The sequence below is a fragment of the Pedobacter frigidisoli genome (genome assembly GCF_032678525.1).
Lineage (GTDB): Bacteria > Bacteroidota > Bacteroidia > Sphingobacteriales > Sphingobacteriaceae > Pedobacter > Pedobacter frigidisoli_A.
Genome location: NZ_JAVTSE010000002.1, coordinates 840,676 through 864,274 on the forward strand (window position 1 = coordinate 840,676; position 23,599 = coordinate 864,274).

A 23,599-nucleotide genomic window follows, 5' to 3' on the forward strand; every position below is an offset into this window, starting at 1 on the left:
TTAAAATGAGTTTAAAAAAGGTTTTTGTGTTTGATGATAATCGTGATATTCTTGATTTGTGCACCTTCATACTGGAAGATGCCGGCTATGAGATTAAAACATCAGAAAGCGCTAATGAAATAGAAAAACAGGTTTCGGAATATATGCCCGACCTGATCTTTATGGACAACTGGCTGCCGGATTTAGGAGGAATACAAGCCACTAGAGCTTTAAAAAGCCATCCCGACCTGAAACATATTCCTGTAATCTATTTTTCAGCCAACAACGATATTTCAGCACTTGCCGACGAAGCTGGAGCAGATAGCTATTTATCCAAGCCATTTGATATCCTGGCACTTGAAGAAATCGTAAAAAAACACCTCAGTTAACGCCGGTTACTTTCCGGTATTGATCAGTTCTTTCCCCAGATGCGGGTATTCAAATCCAGCTCCTGTATAATGTCATACATAAACCTGATGGCATTGATATCATCGTTCAATGCTTCAGGGTTGAGTAGTGATTTAAAAATAGGTGCCTCGAAATAATTCCGGACAAGCGGAAATGCAATGTACATTCTGGATTGGATGAATGATACGCTAATATCATATTTGCTTTCATTATTTAAACTCAAGATGCGCTCCATCATTGATGGAGTCAGAATATACCGGGCTTCAACCTGATCGCTTCCATACGTCACAAAGGTTTTGCTGAAGTCTGGATTCTCTAATTGAATCACATCTTTATTTCCGAATGAATAGATGTTTTTGGAAAACCACGCACTCAATGCACTTCCAAAATCCTTTGGCTTAACAACAGTAATACCATTAAAATGCTTATTGAAGTCAGCAGCAAATAATATTCCTTTAAAGATATCATGCCACTCAGTACGGGTGCCGTTCTTCGTTTGGGTTACGGTCTTGTATTCGGCATGAACCTCGGCAAAGTAAAACCTGGTTTGTCCTGATGATCCGCTTACCAGGTCTTCTGTATGGTAACGGTCGGGCTCCGTATTAAACATTTGAGTATACATAAACTCCGATGGCTCAATCCCCAAATGTGGCTGAATTGTTAAACTATCATCTAAAAATTTAAGCGCAGCACCAATCACATCCTGCTTATAAGCATCTTTGTAAGTTTTTACATCATCACTGATCTGGTAGAGTAAAACCCCACCATATACCAGCGGTACTAAACCCGATATAATCGCCACAACAGGAAAGCCTAAGAAGAAGCCAATCCCTGCGAGGGCAATTCCAATCGCAATAAAAAGATAGCCTTTAGTTTGAGTTGACGCTATTTTTTTTCGCTCAACTTCCATTGTAGCCAGTACATTTTGTAGAGCTACATTTGTATTGATGCTGAATGACATTAGCTATTGAAGAGGTCCCTGGCACTAACGTTTTTACGTTCTTCAGCCGCAGTTTCCAATACCGCTACAGGCTGATAGTTGAGCATTCCGGCAAAAATACTTCCCGGAAACATCATGATGGAATTGTTGTATTCTGTTACCGTAGCATTGTAGGTTCTTCTCGCTGCAGCAATCTGCTCTTCACTTTCCGTCCAGGTGGTTTGCAGGTTGATAAAATTGGTGTTCGCTTTTAAGTCCGGGTAGTTCTCTACATTAACCATCAAACGGCCTACATTGCTGCTCAATTCGCCGTCTAGCTGTGCTTTTTCTGTATCACTGAGATTACCAGAGGTACCTTTAGCTCTAAGTTCAACAATCTTGCTTAAAGTACCCTGTTCATAACTAGTGTATTGTTTTACTACTTCAACAAGATTTGGAATCAGGTCAAAACGTTTCTTTAACATCACATCAATGGCAGAGAACGCATTTGTAACCTGGTTTTTCTTACCGATTAAGGAGTTGTAGAACGAAATTCCAATGATGAATAACAGGGCGAAGATAACGAGGGCAATAATCATAGTAGTTTTTTTAATTTAGATATTAAAGTTATCAAAAGGTTACAAAACTTAGTGTAGTTGCCTAACGCTGTTCTGTTTTTTTTCTGCGCTCAAGCCGTTTTAGTTTGCGGAGACGGTGGCCTTCCTGCATGGCTTTAAAATTGGCAATATGTTTTTTAATCTCATTCTGTTTCTCTTCCGTTATGCCCACACTATACTTTATCCCAACAAACAAGCTTCTCCAGATCATGTTAAAAAAAGAAGAGTAGGAAGGTCGTTCGTAATTCACATCAACAGTAACTAACTTTCCACTTGGACCTGGATTTTCTGTTTTTATAATCAGTGCATTAGCAAGAAAGGAAAGAAATCCACGAGTAATTAGATGGTCTTTAGTCGGATCATTTTTCATAAGCGCAACAGAAAGATCATAGTAGGAAAAAGCCACTTTACCTCTGGCACCTGCGTCATTTCCCTTGAAACTGAACTTCAGCTGGTCTACCGTTCCGCGGTTAATTCTCACCAGACCAAGCGGCTTGGTAATCTGGTTCAAAATTCGCGCGTTAAAGCCGTGTAGCACACCGCTGTAAAGAAAGGCCCCATCTTTCGCCTTCAGGTCGAATTTGAAATTTACATCGAGTTTCCCCTGACCAAAAAGGTAAGACCTGAGGCTTACATCCATAATGGGATTTATAGCTTTGATTTTATCCAGGTTAGTCGCATTTTTGATGATACCCGAGGTGTTCTCAAAAGCAATTCTTCCCTTTTGCTGACTTTCACTATTAAATACCCCATAATTAATATTGATATCTTTAAGCTGAATTTTCTGTACCAGAATAGGTACTTCCACCAACTGCAGCAGCTGATGTGGAAAACGACCAACCTTACTCACCTTCTTACCCTCGTGTTCGTCGGGAAGCTCATCATTACCGTTGAAAACCGACACATGCCCATGTGCAATAGCCATCTCCTTTGCCCATATTTCCTGCTTGCTGATGTACAATGGTAAATCAATCCCGTTTAACTGCAAATCATTCATCCGAATATCAAACCGTTCTTTGCCAGGATGTATTTTGCTGAACTGCATCTCATCATACAGTGGCTCCAATGCAAAACGATTCACCCTCAACTTTCCTGTAGTAGCCCTGAAATCAAGTTGATCCAGTTTAATGTTATACATCTTGTTGGGTGTCGTGTAAACATAGTTGTTAAGATTAACCACGATATCCTTTAATAGATAAAACCTGCTTTCATCATCAGCAGAAGTAGAGTCCACAAGAAGATCAGTGAGGGTAATATTTAAATCATCAATCAGAAATGGGCGGCTGTTAGTCTGATTCTTGTTGATGTACTTGAAACTGGCATCCCTGAACAGAATATTTTTGATTGAAAACTCTTTTAAGTTTTTTGATATGAAAGCATAAGGTGATTTAACCGGTCTTGGTGCACGCCCCTCATTGAAGGCGAATTGCTGATTCTGCATGGATACTTCCGGCTTGTCGAAAATAATCTCATCCAGCTGTAGCTTTTGCTCCTGATATAAAGTTAAAGGGTGGAAATGTTTCACCGAAAGCTTTTTCAATGAAACAGAATAAAGATTATTCGGAGCACGTTTTAATGCAATAAGCTGCTTAAAACGTACCGTATCAGGCCTGATGTTAACATTTTCCAGTGTGGCATTACCTGTCAGTATATTCGTCGACACACTGGAGAAACTAATGGTATACAGGCTGTCTGTAGATTTGTACAGCAGCGTTTTGATCCGGTCAGTAAGAATCGGGCGGGATTTGATATTTAAAAACCAGGCCAAACCAGAAAGCAAAATAAGTATGGCGAATAGTACGCCTGTAATCCACTTAAAAACTTGATAACGGTTGCGCTTGGTATCTGGCATTTAATAAACGGGGCGTGCTTGTTTTATCAGCAATATACATTTATAAAATGAATTTACTGACCCTCCAGCCTGTTCTTCTCTTTTTTTTCTTTCCGGGCCTCACGGCGGTCTTCACGCTTTTGTTGCCTTATTTTCTTCGCAATAACTTTCTGTTGCTTTACAGGGTTCTTCTCCGGAACAATACCAACACCTACAATATCTTTTATGCCCACAAATATCGTCTTCCACATCAGGTTGAAAAATGAGGCCGAGCTAATTCTGGTATTGGTCATTCTTGCCGACCGCGGCGCCTCACCTTTTTTAGGATTCTCATCTTTAACCAATATCGCATTAGCCAGCAGGGATAAAAATCCCTTCTCTTTAGTGCCCTTTCCATCAATGTTATCAGATAAAAGTTTAACCTTAAGGTTGCTGTAAAGCATATTCATCGATCCGGTAGCGGAGCGCAGATTTCCACTTGCTTTAAAATCGATATGCTGCACATAGCCGCTTTCAATTTCAACTAAACCAAGGTTCTTTGATAAAGAATTAAGTTGCCTGAAGTCGAATTTACCCAGACTACCGCTGTAATCAAAGCCACCGTTTTGATCGGTGAGGTTGAAATCGATCTTAACATTCAGCTTCCCACTTCCCATTAAAAGGGAATTAAAATTAGCTTTAGCATGGTTGTTTTTTGTCAGGCGTAAACTGTCGTTGGTTACATTCAGGATAGTTCCGGTTAATGATTTAAATTCTACAGATCCGGTTTTCTTACTTGCCGGGTTGTATTCCGAATATTTTAAATTGATTTGCTGCAGTTTTACCGTATCAATTATGGTCGGAATATTCAAACGTTTCAGCGCCATGTGTGGATAATTTCGACCTTTATCTAACCCCGGAGGAGGGGGCGACTCCCGGCTCATAAAAACCTCAACATTTGCCGGGCCAATTTTTACCGACCTGGCATGCAGGCTTTGGTCGGTGTTTAACCCGATAAAGTCCACACCAGTGAATTCGATCTTTTCAAATGATAGGTTATACCGGTCTTTTTGAATGTTATATTTCCGCGCAAATGCTAATTCCGGATAGAGTGGAGTGAGTTTAAAACCTTTAGCCGTGATTTTACCGGTAGCATATGACCCCGAAATAGTATCTGCTCTCATACTATACATCCGGTCTTTGGTTATCGATTTATAACCCGCCAATTTGAAAGCAATATCTTTGGTATAATAAAAGCGTGATGTATCCTGCCCTGAAATTGAATCCAGCAAAAAGTCATTAACGGTTATATCAAGGTGCTTAATCGTATTTTTCACTTTTTTACCGCCGGCCTTGTTCACATAATCAAAGTCCGCATCAACAATTTTGATACTGTGCACCCGGATTGATTTAAACGTCCTGGAAATCTGCTCATACAATGATTTTTCTACTTTGGCGGTATCAGCCTTTTTTGGGACCTTGCTGAAAATCATATTAATAGATGGTTTATCCAGCCTGATTTCATTTACATCAACACGTTTTTTGAAATATGCAGTCAAAATTCCCACGCGTGTAATCTGAAGTTTTTTTAACTCCAGTTCAAAGATGTGTGCAGGTGCCAAACTTAGCTTTTTCAAACTATCGTAAACCGAAGTGTCTGGCTTTAAAGTTACCTCACGCAGCGCCATACTTCCGGTAATAATATTAAGATTAATACTTTTAAAATCTATAGTATACAGATGATGGGAGCCGTTATAAACCCCCTCTTTAATTTTTTCCGTTAAAATAGGCTTCCATCGCGTACTGATAAACATTGCACCAAAAGCTCCGATTAATATCAATCCACCAACGATACACGCGATCCAGGTCCAGAGTTTATTTCTTTTTTGAGCAGTCATTTTATTGGCTTATTGATAGGTAACAGATAGAAGTGTGAAAGGTTTGTATCTTCATGCGCTATCTGTTAGGCCGTTGAGACATCAGCCTGATTCGATACAACCAATCCGAAAATAATTAGTTTGTAAACATTACAACTAAATATGTCAATTTGTCACTTTTAATTTTATTTATGTATTTTTGCAATCCTCCAAATGTTTTTAAATAATGATTGATTTACAAGTACAGGATAAGACGCACGATGAAGCAAGGCAAGGTGAAGCTTTAATTTTAGATACACCAATAAAAGCCGATGCCCGTAAATTATATATCGAGAGCTACGGTTGTGCAATGAATTTTGCAGATAGCGAGATTGTTGCCTCTATTCTTTCTGAAACTGGATTTGAAACTACAGGCGATTACCATCAGGCAGATGTGATATTTATTAATACTTGTTCCATTCGTGAAAATGCAGAAACAAGAGTTCGAAACCGCCTGTCGCAATTTGGTGCAGAAAAACGCCGTAATCCAAAATTAATTGTTGGAGTGCTGGGTTGCATGGCCGAGCGTTTGAAATCAAAGTTTTTAGAAGAAGAACGCCTGGTAGATGTGGTAGTTGGCCCGGATGCATACCGTGATTTGCCAAATTTAATTGAGCAGGTAGAAAGTGGACATAAAGCCGTAAACGTGTTGTTGTCCCGCGAGGAAACCTATGCAGACATTAGTCCTGTCCGCTTGAATAGTAATGGCATCACTGCTTTTATCTCCATCACACGTGGCTGCAATAATATGTGCTCTTTTTGTGTAGTGCCATTTACAAGAGGTCGCGAACGCAGCCGTGATGCACACTCAATTATTCAGGAGGCTAAAGCCTTATTCGATGCAGGCTACCGTGAAGTTACACTACTGGGGCAAAATGTAGATTCATATACATGGACTTCAGAAGACGGCACAGAATCAGTTAACTTTGCTCAGCTATTGGAGCAAACGGCTTTAGTTAGTGCTGAATTAAGGGTTCGTTTCTCAACCTCACATCCTAAGGATATTACCGATGAGGTTTTACGTACGATTGCGAAATACGATAATATCTGCAATTATATTCACCTTCCTGTCCAGTCGGGCAATACCCGTGTGCTGGAATTAATGAACAGAACTTACAGTCGCGAATGGTATATCAATCGCATTGATGCCATCAGGCAAATCATTCCGGGCTGCGCAATTTCAACAGATATCATCGCAGGCTTCTGTACTGAAACCGAAGAGGAACACCAGGAAACCTTAAGTATGATGGATTATGTGCAATACGATTTTGCCTATAACTTCACTTATTCTGAACGCCCAGGAACTTTAGCCGCGCGCAAACTGGAAGATGATATTCCTGAAGAGGTTAAAAAACGTCGCCTAGCCGAAATCCTAGCTAAACAGCAGGAGCACTCGTTAATGCGTTTGCAGGAATGGGTAGGCAAAACAGTGAGGGTTTTAATCGAAGGCACATCTAAAAAATCAGATAAAGACTATTGTGGAAGAGGGGATAGTGGTGCAATGGCCATTTTCCCGGCTATTGAGGGCGTAAAACCTGGCCAGTATGCCAATGTATATATTGAAAGATGTACATCTGCAACATTAATTGGAAAGATCGTGGGTAACGCTTAAAAAACAGGCCTGAAGCCATCTTTGAATGACGGCCGGTCTTAATACTTGATACCCAATAGAAGATACTAAAGAATGGATACACAAAATATTAAACAACGATTCGGTATTATTGGAAATTCTCCACTGCTAAATCGTGCCATAGATATTGCCAGTCAGGTTGCACCAACAGATATGTCGGTCCTGATCACAGGCGAAAGTGGTAGCGGTAAAGAGGTTTTCTCTCAGATCATCCATCAAATGAGCGCCCGCAAGCACGGAACTTTTATTGCTGTAAACTGTGGTGCAATTCCAGAGGGAACAATAGATTCAGAATTATTCGGACACGAAAAAGGTTCCTTTACAGGTGCCCATGAAGCGCGTAAAGGATATTTTGAAGTAGCCAATGGGGGTACTATTTTTCTGGATGAAGTAGCCGAGCTGCCATTAGGCACGCAGGCACGATTACTCCGGATTCTGGAAAGCGGAGAGTACCTCAGGGTAGGATCCTCTAAAGTGCAGAAAACAGATGTTCGAATTATCGCGGCGACTAACGTGGACGTATATAACCGCGTTAAAAATGGAAAGTTTCGTGAGGATTTATACTACCGTTTAAATACTGTTCCATTGCGAATTCCCGCGCTTCACGAGCGAAAAGAAGATATTTTCTTATTGTTCAGGAAGTTCGCAGCAGATTTTAGTGATAAATATCGTTCACCCGGCCTGCACCTTGAACCTGAAGCTGTTCAGATTTTGACCAATTATAGTTGGCCGGGAAATGTGCGTCAGTTGAAAAATATCGCTGAACAGATCTGTGTGCTTGAAAAAGACAGAAATGTGAACGGACAAGCAATATTAAACTATATTCCCAACGAAGCCGGTAGTAATTTGCCGATGGCTATTAACGCGCAGTCAAAAGAAGATTTTACGGAAAGAGACATTTTGTACAAGGTTCTTTTTGATATGAAAAAGGATATGGTAGAATTGAAAAAACTGGTGGCAGAAATCATCCAGCATGGTGGTAATACCGCAACAGTTCTGGCCGATAATCCACAATATATCAACCAGCTTTACCGCGATGTAGAACTGCCTGCAGGTCACGAGCATGCCTTTACCATTCAGCATCCGGCACCAAACAACAATATTAATAGCAATAATGGAAACCCTGAATATTTTGCACACGATGCAGAAGAGGTGGAGGAGTCTTTATCGCTGGTTGATAAGGAATCAGACCTGATCAAAAAAGCGCTTAAAAAACATAAAGGCAAGCGTAAGTTTGCCGCTCAGGAGCTAGGTATTTCAGAACGCACACTATACCGGAAAATTAAAGAATTGAATTTATAGCACTTTAGCTTTTAAAGGATAATTCCAGCTTAAAAATCACGTTCTATTCCACACATGTGTTAAGATATAAACAGATGAAAATCAGACTTATTGCTTTAATTGCCCTCCTGACCATCAGTTCGGCCTGTACTTATAAATTTAGTGGCGCGTCTACCGACGGTTTAAAATCCGTAAACGTTCGCGTGTTCGAAAATAATGCGCCGCTTGTTGTGCCAACATTGGCCAATGCACTTACCGAAGCTTTAAAAACAAGGATTCGTAATCAAACCCGTTTAAGCGTAAGTACAGGAGAAGCCGATGCTGTTTTTGAAGGCAGAATCACCGGTTACGACATTAAGCCGGTGGCATTACAGGGAACGTCCACACCTACAGCAGGAGCTAATAGATTAACAATTACGGTATCTGTTAAATACCGGAATAATGTGAAAGACCATGAAAAAGAAAGTTTTGAAGAAAGCTTTACCAAGTACCTGGATTATTCTCCTACCGCTGCTGCAATACCTGCAGCAATAGAAAATATCAACCGCCAGCTTACGGAGGATATCTTTAACAGGGCTTTTGCACAGTGGTAATCGAAGCCAGGTAAAACAAAATATTTTATACCGACTACAATTTTTAACTTAGCACCAAACTCAGATCATGGATACCAAAAAGCTACTTGCTGATTTAATTGCCGAACCTGGAAAGGTGAGGAAGTCGCATGTACCTTTTTTAAAAGAAATGGTTGCCGAACATCCTTATGCACAACCGCTACATTTATTGTTGGCAAGGGCAGAGGCTTCATATGTGCCAAGAGCAGCACTATACAGTCAGGGTAATGTGCTTTTCCATATCTTAAATATGGTTCCTCTTGATGAGGAATTGACCCCTGTCACTACCGAACTCGCCGACTTGCCAGCCGAGGAAGAGTTGTTCATAGAAAGTGTCGCTGCGATTGATTTCTTTGAATTCGAGAAGAAGATCGATACAGTAGCGGTAGAACAGGTTCCGAAAATTGAAACTGTAATCCCTGATGAACCAGATTTTAGCCGTGTTTCCAAATATGATGATGATGAGCTTCCATATACATTCTTGTGGTGGCTGGCTAAAACCCGTAAAGAGCACGAACAGGTTTTTCAGCCATATGCTCACCGAAAACCAGTTGAAGTTTCTAACAAACAGGATAAACCTGATGAAAAAGAATTTCAGCAACAATATGTTGAACATATCTTTCATATACAAACGCCATTTGAGGTAGCAGATCACCTCGCAGAGTACCCGGCAGAGATTAAGGATACCAAAGGAGCACAGATTATTGAAAAGTTCTTAAAAGAAGACCCTACAATTAAGCCGCCAAAGCCCGAGCAAATCGACAATGAGAATAAAGCCAAGAAAAGCGCTGAAGACCATTACGACCTTGTTTCAGAAACCCTGGCTAAGATTTATATCGAGCAAATGCTTTATCACAAGGCCATAGATACTTATAAAAAATTAAGTTTGAAATATCCAGAAAAAAGTGGTTACTTTGCCGACCTTATCCAATCTATAGAAAAGAAATTTTAAAAAAATATAATTTTACCATGGTAACCTTTTTAATCATTTTATTAATTATTGCATGTATAGCTCTAGGTTTGTTTGTATTAATACAAAACCCTAAAGGTGGTGGTTTGGCTACAGGCGGTGGCACAAGCAATATGTTTGGTGTACAACGTACCGGTGATGTTTTGGAAAAAGGCTCATGGATTTTGTTAGCTGCTATTGTGGTACTAACACTTGGAATAACTACGGTGTCAAAAACCGGTGGCAGTGCTGCTGCTGTAGGTAATTCAGCTATTCAGGAGCGTTTAGATAAAACACCTTCTCCCTCTCCACTAGGTGGCGGCTTAAATAGCACCAAACCTGCGGCTACAACTCCGGCATCAACAGATACGACGAAGAAATAATATAATAACAACAAGTATTTAAAAGCTTTCCTCAAAAGGGAAAGCTTTTTTTATGAAATCAGGAGTGGTTAAATTCACGGCTGATTCACTCTGCCAAGCTGACATCTAAATTTTGGTCTTATTCGCCATTTGTTTAGAAATTTGACAGTACTGGTGTAAATTTGTCCCCGAAATGCTATTGGCATAAAAAGTGTTAATTGATAGCTTAGTTAAAAACAAAATCAAAATAAAAAATAATAAAAGTTATGGCGTTAAACCTAAAACCAATTGCTGGCAGTTCGAATAGAGTAATTGTTGAACCAGCTGCCGCAGAAGAAAAAACTGCATCGGGTTTGTATATCCCTGATACTGCTAAAGAAAAACCATCAAAAGGAACTGTAGTTTCCGTTTCTGAAGAAGATGCTGATGGTAAAAAAGCAAGCGTAAAAGTGGGCGATGTTGTAATTTATGGTAAATACGGCGGTACCGAATTCCCTTACGAAGGCAAAGATTACTTAATTATGCGTGAAACTGATATCTACGCAGTAGTAGGGTAATAATGATTGAATGACTGAAGCCTCCATGAGTGAATTCAGCATTGATCAAGGAAATAATCAAAAATTATAGAAGGAGTGATTTTCGAATGATAGTTTCTTCCGAAACCCAATTCAGTCATTCTCTCAAACAATCAATCAAAATTTAAAAAGAAATGTCAAAACAAGTAAAATATAACGTAGAAGCACGCGACGCCCTGAAACGTGGTGTAGATATTCTTGCAAATGCGGTAAAAGTAACTCTAGGTCCAAAAGGACGTAACGTAATCATCGATAAAAAATTCGGTTCTCCTGCAATTACTAAAGATGGTGTAACTGTTGCAAAAGAAATCGAATTGAAAGATGCGGTTGAAAACATGGGTGCACAAATGGTTAAAGAAGTAGCATCTAAAACTGCCGATATTGCAGGTGATGGTACGACTACGGCAACTGTATTAGCTCAGGCAATTATTACAACAGGTATTAAAAACGTAGCTGCGGGTGCAAATCCGATGGATTTAAAACGTGGTATCGATAAAGCTGTTGCTGCAGTTGTTGCAAATTTAAAAGAGCAGTCGCAAACTGTTGGTGAAGACAATAACAAAATTAAGCAGGTAGCTTCAATTTCTGCAAACAACGATGAGGTAATCGGTGCTTTAATTGCTGAAGCAATGGGTAAAGTAGGTAAAGATGGTGTAATTACTGTTGAAGAAGCAAAAGGTACTGAAACTGAAGTTAAAACAGTAGAAGGTATGCAGTTCGACAGAGGTTATTTATCTCCTTACTTCGTAACTAATGCTGATAAAATGGAGGCTGAATTAGATAATCCTTACATTTTAATCTACGACAAAAAAATCAGCAACATGAAAGAATTGTTGCCTGTTTTAGAAAAAACAGTTCAAACTGGTAAACCATTAGTAATCATTTCTGAAGATTTGGATGGTGAGGCATTAGCTACATTAGTAGTTAATAAAATCCGTGGTTCACTGAAAGTTGTTGCTGTTAAGGCACCTGGTTTTGGCGATAGAAGAAAAGCTATGTTAGAAGACATCGCAATCTTAACCGGCGGTATTGTTGTATCTGAAGAAAGAGGTTACAAATTAGAAAATGCTGATTTAACTTATTTAGGTTCTGCTGAGAAAGTTGTAGTGGATAAAGACAATACAACTGTAATCAACGGTGCTGGTAATTCTGATGATATCAAATCTCGCGTTAGCCAGATCAAAGCACAAATCGAAACAACAACATCTGACTACGATAAAGAAAAATTACAGGAGCGTTTAGCGAAATTAGCTGGCGGTGTTGCGGTTCTTTACGTTGGTGCTGCTTCCGAAGTAGAGATGAAAGAGAAAAAAGACCGTGTTGATGATGCTTTACATGCAACCCGTGCGGCTGTAGAAGAAGGTATTGTTGCAGGTGGTGGTGTTGCTTTCATTCGTGCAGTTGCTTCTATCGCTGATTTAAAAGGTGTTAACGAAGATGAAAATACTGGTATCCAGATCATCCGTCGTGCTATTGAAGAACCTTTACGTCAGATTTGCGAAAATGCAGGTATTGAAGGTTCTATCGTGGTTCAGAAAGTTAAAGAAGGAACAGCTGACTATGGTTATAATGCACGTACTGGTGTTTATGAAAACTTAATCGGTGCAGGTGTTATCGATCCGACTAAAGTTTCCCGTGTAGCTCTAGAAAATGCAGCATCTATTGCTGCAATGTTATTAACAACAGAAGTTGTTTTAGCTGATGAGCCTGAAGAAGGTGGTTCTCCTGCTATGCCTCCAATGGGCGGCGGCGGTATGGGTGGAATGATGTAGTCATTAAATCCAGATACCACGAAATAATTTCGTGTAAAAATATACCCTCAAGGTTTACAACCCTTGGGGGTTTTTTTATGCTTAAATTGAACTCAATGGGCTTTTTTGATGCTTGTAAGCCGTTCATTTTGTTCGAGTTGATGTAAACTTTTGTTAGTGTAAAGGAAAAATTACGTTCTTTGTGCTCGAATAATTATTACATGCGTTGTATATGTCATACACATAAGTAAGTACTATAATTAAAGCTTGACCACAACAAAACATCGCTTTAAAAACGCAATAAAATCATTCCCTAGTGTTAGAGATTTATGAAGATTCGTTGTAAGAGGAATTGGCTTTTATTTGCCCTTTTTTTAGGGGCAGTTTTTTTCACATCTAAAACTTTTGCCCAGGTAACGATTGGTACCGTTGATGGTGGTCCGTATACTCCTGGTAGTACAATTGCTGTTCCATTCAATGTAGGTACAAACTGCATTAATCCAGGCAACCAGTTTCAGTTATACCTTTCCGATCAGAATGGAAGCTTCGCATCCGAAACTCTAATAGGAAGTTACAGTGGTTTTTATAGTACCTATGTTAATGGTATCATCCCCGCAGGTACAGTGCCTGGTACCGGCTATAAAGTAAGGGTCAAAACCACTAACCCCACATCTGTTAGTAATGGCTCTGCCGGTTTCGAAGTGAAGGCAGGTTCAGCTATTGAGGCCAAGGTCAGCTCCAATTATTTAAATTCAAATAATACAGAAACCTTTGGTACCTGTATCAGCAGGGACAATAATCAGTTTTTCCTCAGCAATGAATCTACTTCGAACAGTAATGTTACCGCAACCATAACTGACGAACTCAATGGAGGAAGTCCCACAAACATCAACTTTTCCACACCTATACAATCTTTTACAGCGCAGTACGCACATTATACCATTTTTGTGAAGGCCATAATGCCCAACGGAACGGTGGGTACCAAGGCTTACTTACTGGTCAACAATAAAATCGTTACCGCATTTGGAACTTCAGGTAATAATGTGGTTTGCTTGCCACTGGGAATGCTCACTTTCAATGTAGACATCTCTTCACCGGCAGGGATACAATACAATTTCCCCGGTGATAGTTATACCATTACCTGGGGTGACCAAACCACTTCTGTATATTCGCTATGTGAGATTAAAAAAAATGGTGGAACTGTAAGCCACTCTTACATCCGATCCTCTTGCGGAAGTGTTTCCACAACAAGTGCCGGTACAATTTATAATGCCTTTCCGGTTACCATCAACCTCTCGAATTCCTTTTGCGGAACTATCGGTACACCAATATCGTCTTCTGCCAAAGTCGTTGTAAAACCCATTAATGCTTTTACATTTAATTCGCCTGGTTGCACAAATGCCGATATAACTTTTGCCAATACATCGGTTTTAGGAGAGGACCCAAATACAAATACTCCGGAATGTAAACCCAATACGGTAACTTACAACTGGTTTGTTGATGGTGTAGCCGTAGCGGTGAATAAACCGCTGTCTTACAGTCTTGTTTATAAGTTTCCTACACATGGAAAGCATATCATCCGTCTGGAATCTACCAGCTCCGGGGCATGTCCGGCAGACCCTGTAGAAATGGAAATCTGTATTCAGGACCCGCCAAAACCTGCGTTTAGTTTGCCTTCAAATACCATATGTAGTAATTCTATCTTAAAAACAGCCGATCTATCCGTGCTGGATAACATTTGTGAAGCAGCTAATGTGTATACCTGGAATGTCTCGCCTGCCGTAACTTATGTGAATGGAACGAACGCCGCAAGTAAAGAACCGGAGTTTAGCTTTGCCAATGCCGGTGTTTATACCATCACGCTAAGCATTACCACGCCTTCCTGCGGTATAGTGACTACCGCACCTCAAACAGTAGTGGTAAATGCTTCGCCAGTTGCAACTTTATCTCCCGATTTTACGCTGTGTAACCTGGCTACATATGATTTTAACAACACCACAACCGGTCCAACTAAGACAACAATATCGGGTACTTCGCAAGACCAGGCCGATACGTATACCTGGACCGTAAGTGCAGCTGCGGGTGGAACCTTTAGTTTTACAGGCGGCACAACGGCAAACTCGAAATATCCCTCTATCAAATTTGACAATTACGATAGCTATACCGTAACTATCGTACACAAAAATAACTGCGGAACTGCTACAAGCACTCAGAAACTCACATTTACCACTGCTCCGGTAGTCAATGCAGGTTCTGATCAAAGTATATGTTTTAATGAAACCGCTTTTACACTAAATGCAAGTATTACAGGATCAGTTAATAGTCAAACCTGGATAGGCGGCGCAGGTACATTTTCGCCCAACCGCAATACACTAAACGCGGTCTACACGCCAACCGCTGCAGAGAAGGCAAGCGGGTTAGTAACCTTGCAGCTTCGGGCAACTACAGCACTTGGTGCCCCCTGCAATGAAATAAATGATGATGTGATTTTGAGGATAAAGGAAAACATCAGCCTGAATAGTGCGCCATCTAAGAATATTTGTACCGGCACAAACGTTTCGTACACCCCCTCGTCTGCCGTAGCAGGGGTTACCTATAACTGGACCGCCAACGGAACTTCTGCAGCTTCGGGCTACTCACCTTCGGGAAGCGGTGCGATTAATGATGTACTCACCAATTCAGATCCTGTAAACAATGCAACAGTAACCTACAGCATAGTGCCCGAAAAGGAGGGATGCCAGGGTACGCCCTTTACTTTCGTCGTTACAGTAAGCCCCAATCCGGTAATGACAGCCACTCCTGCGGCATTAACCATATGCGACAATACTTCTTCGGCAATTACTTTAGCATCGAATATCAGTGCAGTCAATTATAGCTACACCAGTACTGTTACAGGATTGATCACAGGAAACAGTCAGATGGCCAGTCTAGCATCCGTGAATACTGTAAATGATATTCTGCTTAACTCAAGTACAACAACCGGCACCGTTACGTATGTTTTTACTCCTTTTTCTTCTGCCGGATGTCCAGGAAACCCGGTTTCTGTAACCATAACCGTCCAGCCGCGTACAACATTACCTGCTGCCGGGCCGGATGAGTCAGTTTGCAATGCAAGCACATACACCTTAAAAGGCAATACGCCCATAGTTGGTTCGGGTAAGTGGTCAGTAGTATCTGCATCAAACACGGTGAATTTTGCCAATGATACCCAGCCCAACACTGTAGTATCAGGTTTGCAGCCCGGAAACAGCTATATTTTTAAATGGACTATTAGTGATGCATCCTGCGCTACAGCATCAGATGATGTGCAAATAACGGTAAACCCATTAAGTATAGGGGGGAGTACATCTGGTGATGCGACGGTTTGCTCGGGTAGCAATGGCGGAAGCATTACGCTCGCGGGACAGGTTGGAGATATTATCCGTTGGGAAAGGTCAATCGATAATGGACTTACCTGGTCAACGATTACTTCAACCGCAAATCCACTGATATATGCTGGTTTAACTGTGACCACTCAGTACCGGGCAATCGTTCAGAGTGGTGCATGTATCGAAGCCGCATCAACCGCAACAACAATAACCGTGAATCCAGGTACGGTAGTCTCCAATGCGGGTCCAAACCAATCCCTGTGTAGCGGCAATGGAATTACCTTGAATGGGAACAACCCGGCGCCAAATGCTGGTATATGGACCCTTACAACAGGACAAACTGGTGTTGTCATTACCGATCCAACCTTGTATAATACTACCGTAACAGGTTTAACGCCTGGTAGTACTTATACCTTCCGGTGGACTATTAATGGATTCGCCGGGTGTCCACCATCCTCATCTGAAATAACGATAACTTATTTTTCACCAGTTACCAATAATATTTCTGTTTCTTCTTCACCGGTTTGTGCAGGGCAAAGTGTAAGTATATTGGGCGACGTCCCCACTGGCGGGGCAGGCAGTTTTACTTACCAGTGGCAAAGTAGTGCTGATGGGAATACCTGGGTAAATATAACATCTGCCACTGGTAAAGACCTGACGATAGGTGCCTCCCTTTCTGCCTATTACAGGCGGCTTGTTAACAGTACCATTTGTACTTCAGTCAGCAACAGTGTACAGGTTAATGTACTTCCAACCTTAAGCAACAATACCATTAGCGCAGACCAGCAAATATGCCAGGGAAGTGCCGCAGCAGTATTGACAGGTTCTACGCCTTCAGGTGGTAATGGAACATATAACTATCAATGGCAGTCTAGCTTAGATGCGGTTTCCTGGAGTGATGTATTGGGCGCAACAACAATAAACTATACACCTCCCGTACCCATTTCCACAATCTATTACAGACGGAATGTTTCCAGTGGATCATGTTCCGGCACCACAAGCAACCAGGTAAAACTTACGGTGAATCCCCCTGCAAAGGCAGAAATAACCTATTTAACCGATAAAGCCTGTGCGCCCTTCCAACTTAGTACTAATAATGTCGCAGCAACCTTATATCCCGATCGTAATGCCACCTATACCTGGTATGCCGATAACGTACAGATTGGGGATCAGGCCCTATTTCCTGGCTACACGATAAATGATCCAAATAGAACTGTCGTAATCAAACTGGTTGTTACCAGTAGCCTCGGCTGTAGCACTGCTGAAACATCACATACCTTTTCTACCTACCAGGATGTGCTACCTTCTTTTACCCAGAGTGCTACACAAGGCTGCGGACCATTGAACATTACTTTTACCAATACCTCAACTTCTTCAACCGACGCAACCTTCGCCTGGAATTTCGGCAATGGTACTACCTCAACTGCTCCACAACCACCCGCAGTAACTTTTCAGCCCGATCCTACAGGTAAAGACATTACCTATACAGTAACACTAACCGCTACAACACCTTGCGGACCATCTACTTTCACTTCAACGGTGATGGTCAAAGCTAGTCCTGTTTCACGATTTTCTCCTGATAAAACTACAGGGTGTTCGGCTCTGCTCGTGAATTTTAGCAATACTGGTCCTGAAAGTACAGGCACAACCTATACCTATGATTTTGGAGATGGCACTAACCCCGAAACTTTTAACGACAGAAGAACAGTTTCGCATACCTTCCAAACACTTGTTGTAAAGGATTTTGTGGTGAGGATGACGGCGAAGAATGATTGTGGGGAACAAACCACAGCTAATACCATCAGGGTTTCTCCGAATAACATTGTGCCCGAACTGGTCGTAAATGGTAATGAGAAGATTGGTTGTGCGCCACATACCGTAAACTTTGTCAATAATACCAGCGGCGCCAGCAACTTTGTTTATACTTTCACCAATGAAGATACAGGTGAGGTGAATACAGCATTCTCAACCGCGGCTGGCGTGTATCCCTATACCTTTACTAAACCCGGAAGATACACGATCAGGCTGGATGCAGAAAACGATTGTTCCAAAAACACCACTACTGAGACGGTAACCGTCAGGGCACAACCAACTGCGAGCTTTTCTGCTGACAGAACCAGTGGCTGTACTAACTTGTTAGTCAAGTTTAAAAATACCAGTGTTGGAGCTGTCGGTTACCTGTGGGATTTCGGAGACGGTTCAACACCATCAACACAATTTGAACCCGAACACACTTATGCCGGAACGGGCGTAAACTATACGGTTAAGCTAACCACCACCAATACACTTGGCTGTACCAACACCACTACAATATACAATTTCATCAGCATTGTTTCTCCTCCCGTTGCTGCATTCACTGTTAGTCCCGGAAATGAGTTGTCTATTCCGAATTATACCTTCGGTTTTAAAGATGTTAGTATGAATGCTATTAGCTGGGAATGGACTTTTGGCGATGGCGCGTCTTCTACGCTCCAAAATCCAAATCACACTTATGCTGAAAATGGTACATATACCGTTACGCTGAAAACTTTAAACAACGAGGGTTGCTCATCAGCCACTACCCAATCGGTTAGGATTATAGGCGTTCCCGGAAATTTAAGTGTTCCGAATTCCTTTATGCCCGCAAGCGCTAAAAATGAAATCCGAACATTTAAAGCTAAGGGTAGGGGAATTGCATCATGGACAATGTCGGTATTTAATAAATGGGGTCAGCTATTATGGGAAACAACAAAGCTAGATGACGGAGCACCTTTGGAAGGTTGGGATGGCACTTACAATGGACAAGAGCAGCCGCAGGGTGTTTATTACTGGAAGATAGAAGTGAAGTTCATAAATGGGAGCGACTGGAAAGGGATGACACTCGATTCATCTCCGCCACGAAAAACAGGTGTAATATATTTAATCAGATGACGATGAGGAGGGTGAGATTACTTTTAGTGCTGATAGCAGTGCCACTAATTACCTTAGGGCAAGACCATATTTTTTCGCAGTTTTATAATGCGCCGATCTATTTAAACCCAGCATTAACTGGTCAGTTTGAAGGCGATATGCGATTCAATGCCTTATATCGAAACCAATGGAGCGGTTTAGCGAGCGACTATGCCTACATGAGTGCGTCGGGAGATTTGAATCTCCACAGCATTAACAGTGGAGTAGGGCTGATATTTAACCGGAGTAGCGAAGGAACAGCTTACCTCGTTAAAAATAATATTGCAGCCAGCTATTCTTACATTATAGATGGCGACGACTTCACCCTATCTTTTGGATTACAGGCGGGAATCACCAATCAGAAGCTGAATTGGGATAAACTGGTCTTTGGTGATCAGATTGACATCGGGTCAGGATATTTACCCGGCAGTATTTCCGGAGCAGAAAGGCCCAGTATCGATAGTCGTTTTTATTTAGATGCGAATGCAGGCACAAACCTGGTATTCGGGAAATTTATGATGGGACTGGCAGCGCACCATTTAAACCGACCTGATGAATCAATTTCTGGCTTTCAGGCAAAGCTCCCTGTTCGGATCTCTGGAAACCTAAGCTACAAGCTAACGCTTATACCCGATCAGTATGATCGTGATGGGAGTTACCTGATTCCATCTATCGTGGCTTATAAACAGCAAAATGTAAGCTCATATAGTGCCGGGTTGCAATATAAATATGCAAGCATTAATGCCGGAATCTGGTATAGAAATGATGGAAATGCAAATGGGAATGATGCCATAGTCTTTTCTGTAATCTTCGATATTTTCAATCGCAGAACCAATGGTGAAAAATTCAGGTTGGGCATTAGCCATGATGCCACCACATCCAAAATCAATTACAGTAATACTGGCGGAACCTCTGAAATCGGAGTAGGGTATGAAAAATATTATAAAAATAGTTCCAGCGGCGGTAGGGCAAACGGTTTAAGGTGTTATGATTTTTATTAATTTGCCATTCATTAAATAAGGGCAATGAACAATATTTTAGATAATAGCCATTTTATTACTCAAAGCGAAGTCAACAAATTTTTGCTGGCTACGCTTCTGTGTGGTATAATTGGCGCTGAAAGGGAATACAGAAGCAAATCTGCAGGTTTAAAAACCATGATGATGATTGGCTTAGGCGCAACATTATTTACAATCTTATCTATTAAAATAGGGCCTACAAGTCAGGATCGTATAGCTTCGAATATTGTCACAGGTATAGGCTTTTTGGGGGCAGGAGTAATATTTAAAGAAGAGAACAGAGTAAAGGGCCTAACAACAGCCTGTATTATCTGGATTGTAGCTGCAATAGGGATGGCTATCGGCTCTGGATATTACGAACAGGCAATAGGCGTCACCGGAGTTGTTCTTTTGGCTTTGATCATCTTTCCCTTTTTAGAGGAAATCGGCGACCGCCGCTTTACCAAACGTGTATATAGAATAGTTAAAAAACAGCATGCCCATGGCGATCTGGAAAGTTATGAGGATGTATTCAGAGAAAACAAACTTAAACCTAACCGGGGCAAGCATTCCCTGGTCAATAATGTCATTACAGGAAACTGGATTGCTACCGGAACCCCAAAAAACCATAAGAAGTTCGTAGAGCAAATGCTAAAGGACAATGATATTCTTGAATTTGATTTCTAAGAGGTTTCAGGTGCATAAAATATTGTTTATGATCTTGGAAAACAAATCATAGCTTTGCATAACTAACTAACTTCATGATTAAGGAACAAATCTCCGTTTTCGATATTTTTAAAATAGGCATTGGCCCGTCAAGTTCTCATACCCTGGGACCGTGGAGAGCTGCACAACAGTTCACGGATTCACTTACCAGTCAAGAATTAATAGATAGTGTTGAAACGATAAAAATATTGCTTTACGGTTCCCTGGCCAAAACGGGTAAAGGGCACGGGACGGATGTAGCTGTGCTGTTAGGTTTAACGGGTGCCGACCCGGTGACTTTTGATGTAGATGCGGTAACCCCGACTTTTCTTGCCATTCAAAACGACCAGAAACTCAATCTTGCAGGACACCGTGAGATCAATTTCGACTATAATCAGGACTTACTTTTTCTATTTGCAGAAAGTTTGCCTTTTCATCCTAACGCCGTTACGATACAGGCTTTTTTAAATACTGGGAAGGCTTTTTCAGAAACATATTACTCTATCGGAGGTGGCTTTGTAGTTAAAGAAGGTGAAGATAATAGCTTAAAGCCTCAGGTTGATTTACCTTTCCCGGTAGAAAAAGCAAAAGAGCTCCTGCACTGGTGTTTATCTACCGGCCTGAAGGTGAGTGAAATCGTGATGGAAAATGAACTGGCATGGAGAGCTGAATCAGTTACCAAAGCCGGTATTTTACAACATTTTGCTGTGATGCGCGACTGCATCTACAGAGGCTGCCATACCACCGGTTTCTTACCTGGAGGCCTGGATGTTGCCCGTAGGGCTTTTGCACTGAATAAGCGCCTGATCGGCAAAACGGAATACCATGATTACAATTCATGGATCGAGGCAATTAGAAAAGGTGGTAATGGATTCAACTATATTTTAGATTGGGTAAGCTGTTTTGCACTGGCCGTAAATGAAGAAAATGCTTCTTTTGGCCGTGTAGTTACTGCCCCTACAAATGGCGCTGCGGGAGTTATTCCGGCTGTTCTGCAATATTTCATTGCATTTTGTGACGGCTATTCTGAAGATAAAATTATACAATTCATTGCCTGTGCTTCCGAAATTGGTAGCATTTTCAAAAAGGGCGCTACCATATCAGCCGCAATGGGTGGTTGCCAGGCAGAGATAGGAGTTTCTTCTGCAATGGCGGCGGCAGCATTAACAGAATGTCTGGGCGGCTCTCAGCGGCAGGTACTAATGGCTGCAGAAATCGCCATGGAACATCACTTAGGTTTGACTTGCGACCCTATTGGGGGGCTTGTTCAGATTCCCTGCATCGAAAGAAATACAATGGGCGCCATTAAGGCCATTACAGCAAGCCAGCTGGCACTACAAAGCAACCCCGATAAAGCGAAAGTCAGCCTGGATGCTGTAGTGAATACCATGTGGGAAACGGCCCTGGATATGAATGCTAAATACAAGGAAACCTCTGATGGTGGTTTGGCAACCAACATACCGATAAGTTTGCCTGAATGCTAGTTGTTGCAGTACCATGACCTTTGTTATCGATTTATTACAAACTTTCTGAACTCAAATCAGCAACAACTTCTACATTCGCCGATTATAAAATTATTCAAAAAAAAATGATCAACTACACCAAACTAAGTGTGATTGGTTTGGCTCTATCGTTATCAACCATGGTAACTTATGGCCAAGACAATCTGGTTAATTCTTTAAAAAACAACCAAAGTGAAAACAGCAAAGAAGCTTTTAAATTTACTGACGTCATTAATTTAACCAGTACCCCTGTTCAAAATCAAGGTTCTTCAGGTACTTGCTGGAGTTACTCCACTAACTCATTCCTGGAATCAGAAATGATGAAGGCCGGAAAACAGCCGGTTCAGCTATCACAATTGTTCTCTGCCCGTAATGCGTATGTAGAGAAAGGAATCAATTATGTTCGCATGCATGGTGCAGTTTCATTAGGCGATGGCGGAGCATTACATGATGTAATTAACATGTACAGAAAATACGGCGCAGTCCCGCAAGAAGTTTATACAGGCCTGAATTATGGTACAAAAACCAACAAAACAGCTGAGCTGGGCGATATTGAAAAAGGTGTTTTAGAAGCCGTTGTTAAAAACTCTAATGGCGATCTTACACCAAACTGGTTAAAAGCCTATTCCGGAGTAATTGATGCCTACCTAGGTGCAGTACCGGAAAACTTTACTTACAATGGTAAGAAATATACCCCTAAAACTTTTGCGAAGGAAGTGGTGGGTGTCAATCCCGATAGCTATGTTGAGTTGTCTTCTTTCAATGATCACCCATTCTATAGCAAGTTCACGCTGCTGGTTCCAGACAACTGGTCTTTCGATCAGGTATATAACGTTAAGGTAAATGAGATTACAGACATTATTGATCATGCGTTGAAAAACGGATATACTGTTGCCTGGGCAACAGACGTAAGTGAAAAATCCTTCAGCTATAAAAACGGCGTCGCTTTCGTACCTCAAACACCGTTCAACGACATGACAGTTAAACAGAAAGCGGAAATGTTTAATGGCCCGCAACCTGAAATGGAAATTACACAGGAAAACCGTCAGGCTGCTTTTGATAACTATCAAACTACTGATGATCATGGTATGCACATTGTTGGACTTGCCAAAGATCAGAACGGTAAAGAATATTATATCGTTAAAAATTCTTGGGGGGTTACCAACGATTATAAAGGATATTTATACGTAACTAAAAATTATGTTAAATATAAAACCACTGCATTCTTATTGAACAAGGCTGGTATACCTTCCGCAATTGCTAAGAAATTAGGATTATAACACAAATGAA

At 41.2% G+C, this 23,599-nt stretch carries 17 protein-coding genes; 13 read left to right on the top strand and 4 right to left on the bottom strand.

The genetic code is table 11. The annotated features are described in order from the left end of the window. The first annotated feature begins 5 nt into the window (after nt 1–5). The gene (locus R2Q80_RS08695) at nt 6–368 is read left to right on the top strand and encodes a response regulator (RefSeq protein ID WP_047799641.1); all 363 of its coding nucleotides are present in this window, start codon (nt 6–8) and stop codon (nt 366–368) included. Between the two features lie 23 nt (nt 369–391). On the opposite strand, the gene R2Q80_RS08700 is transcribed toward R2Q80_RS08695, so the two are convergent. The 4 genes from R2Q80_RS08700 to R2Q80_RS08715 form a co-directional block, all read right to left on the bottom strand. Further along, nucleotides 392–1,348: a DUF3137 domain-containing protein gene (locus tag R2Q80_RS08700; RefSeq protein ID WP_316799216.1), complete on the bottom strand. Its 957-nt coding sequence runs from the start codon at nt 1,346–1,348 to the stop codon at nt 392–394. After that, nucleotides 1,348–1,905, bottom strand: coding sequence for a LemA family protein (locus tag R2Q80_RS08705; protein WP_316799217.1), 558 nt, complete (start codon nt 1,903–1,905; stop codon nt 1,348–1,350). Before R2Q80_RS08705 ends, R2Q80_RS08700 begins: the two co-directional genes overlap by 1 nt. 61 nt (nt 1,906–1,966) lie before the next feature. After that, entirely contained in the window at nt 1,967–3,775 is a 1,809-nt protein-coding gene (locus R2Q80_RS08710; protein WP_316799218.1) for a hypothetical protein, read from the bottom strand. 53 nt (nt 3,776–3,828) lie between these two features. Next, nucleotides 3,829–5,631 (bottom strand): hypothetical protein, encoded by a 1,803-nt coding sequence (locus tag R2Q80_RS08715; protein WP_316799219.1) that lies wholly within the window; start codon nt 5,629–5,631, stop codon nt 3,829–3,831. Between the two features lie 205 nt (nt 5,632–5,836). Here R2Q80_RS08715 and miaB point away from each other — a divergent pair, with 205 nt between their 5' ends. From miaB to R2Q80_RS08775, 12 genes are all read left to right on the top strand, one after another. Further along, nucleotides 5,837–7,261 carry a tRNA (N6-isopentenyl adenosine(37)-C2)-methylthiotransferase MiaB gene (gene miaB, locus R2Q80_RS08720; protein WP_316799220.1) on the top strand — a complete coding sequence of 475 codons (1,425 nt, stop codon included), beginning with the start codon at nt 5,837–5,839 and terminating at the stop codon, nt 7,259–7,261. 72 nt (nt 7,262–7,333) lie between these two features. Beyond that, the gene (locus R2Q80_RS08725; RefSeq protein WP_316799221.1) at nt 7,334–8,581 is read left to right on the top strand and encodes a sigma 54-interacting transcriptional regulator; all 1,248 of its coding nucleotides are present in this window, start codon (nt 7,334–7,336) and stop codon (nt 8,579–8,581) included. Nucleotides 8,582–8,655: 74 nt separating this feature from the next. Continuing rightward, complete coding sequence (locus R2Q80_RS08730) at nt 8,656–9,153, top strand: LptE family protein (RefSeq protein ID WP_316799222.1); 498 nt, start codon at nt 8,656–8,658, stop codon at nt 9,151–9,153. 67 nt (nt 9,154–9,220) lie between these two features. Next, entirely contained in the window at nt 9,221–10,123 is a 903-nt protein-coding gene (locus R2Q80_RS08735) for a hypothetical protein (RefSeq protein ID WP_316799223.1), read from the top strand. Nucleotides 10,124–10,140: 17 nt separating this feature from the next. Next, the gene (gene secG, locus R2Q80_RS08740; protein ID WP_316799224.1) at nt 10,141–10,503 is read left to right on the top strand and encodes a preprotein translocase subunit SecG; all 363 of its coding nucleotides are present in this window, start codon (nt 10,141–10,143) and stop codon (nt 10,501–10,503) included. Nucleotides 10,504–10,748: 245 nt separating this feature from the next. Next, complete coding sequence (gene groES / locus R2Q80_RS08745; protein WP_029281770.1) at nt 10,749–11,039, top strand: co-chaperone GroES; 291 nt, start codon at nt 10,749–10,751, stop codon at nt 11,037–11,039. 152 nt (nt 11,040–11,191) lie between these two features. Further along, the gene (groL, locus tag R2Q80_RS08750; RefSeq protein ID WP_316799225.1) at nt 11,192–12,829 is read left to right on the top strand and encodes a chaperonin GroEL; all 1,638 of its coding nucleotides are present in this window, start codon (nt 11,192–11,194) and stop codon (nt 12,827–12,829) included. A 308-nt stretch (nt 12,830–13,137) separates the two neighbouring features. Continuing rightward, nucleotides 13,138–19,086 (top strand): PKD domain-containing protein, encoded by a 5,949-nt coding sequence (locus R2Q80_RS08755; protein ID WP_316799226.1) that lies wholly within the window; start codon nt 13,138–13,140, stop codon nt 19,084–19,086. A 2-nt stretch (nt 19,087–19,088) separates the two neighbouring features. Then, nucleotides 19,089–20,105, top strand: a complete 1,017-nt coding sequence (locus tag R2Q80_RS08760; protein ID WP_316799227.1) for a PorP/SprF family type IX secretion system membrane protein — start codon at nt 19,089–19,091, stop codon at nt 20,103–20,105. Between the two features lie 24 nt (nt 20,106–20,129). Next, nucleotides 20,130–20,789: an MgtC/SapB family protein gene (locus R2Q80_RS08765; RefSeq protein WP_316799228.1), complete on the top strand. Its 660-nt coding sequence runs from the start codon at nt 20,130–20,132 to the stop codon at nt 20,787–20,789. A gap of 74 nt (nt 20,790–20,863) precedes the next feature. Then, nucleotides 20,864–22,291, top strand: coding sequence for an L-serine ammonia-lyase (locus tag R2Q80_RS08770; protein ID WP_316799229.1), 1,428 nt, complete (start codon nt 20,864–20,866; stop codon nt 22,289–22,291). A gap of 104 nt (nt 22,292–22,395) precedes the next feature. Beyond that, nucleotides 22,396–23,589: an aminopeptidase C gene (locus R2Q80_RS08775; RefSeq protein WP_316799230.1), complete on the top strand. Its 1,194-nt coding sequence runs from the start codon at nt 22,396–22,398 to the stop codon at nt 23,587–23,589. Nucleotides 23,590–23,599: the final 10 nt, after the last annotated feature.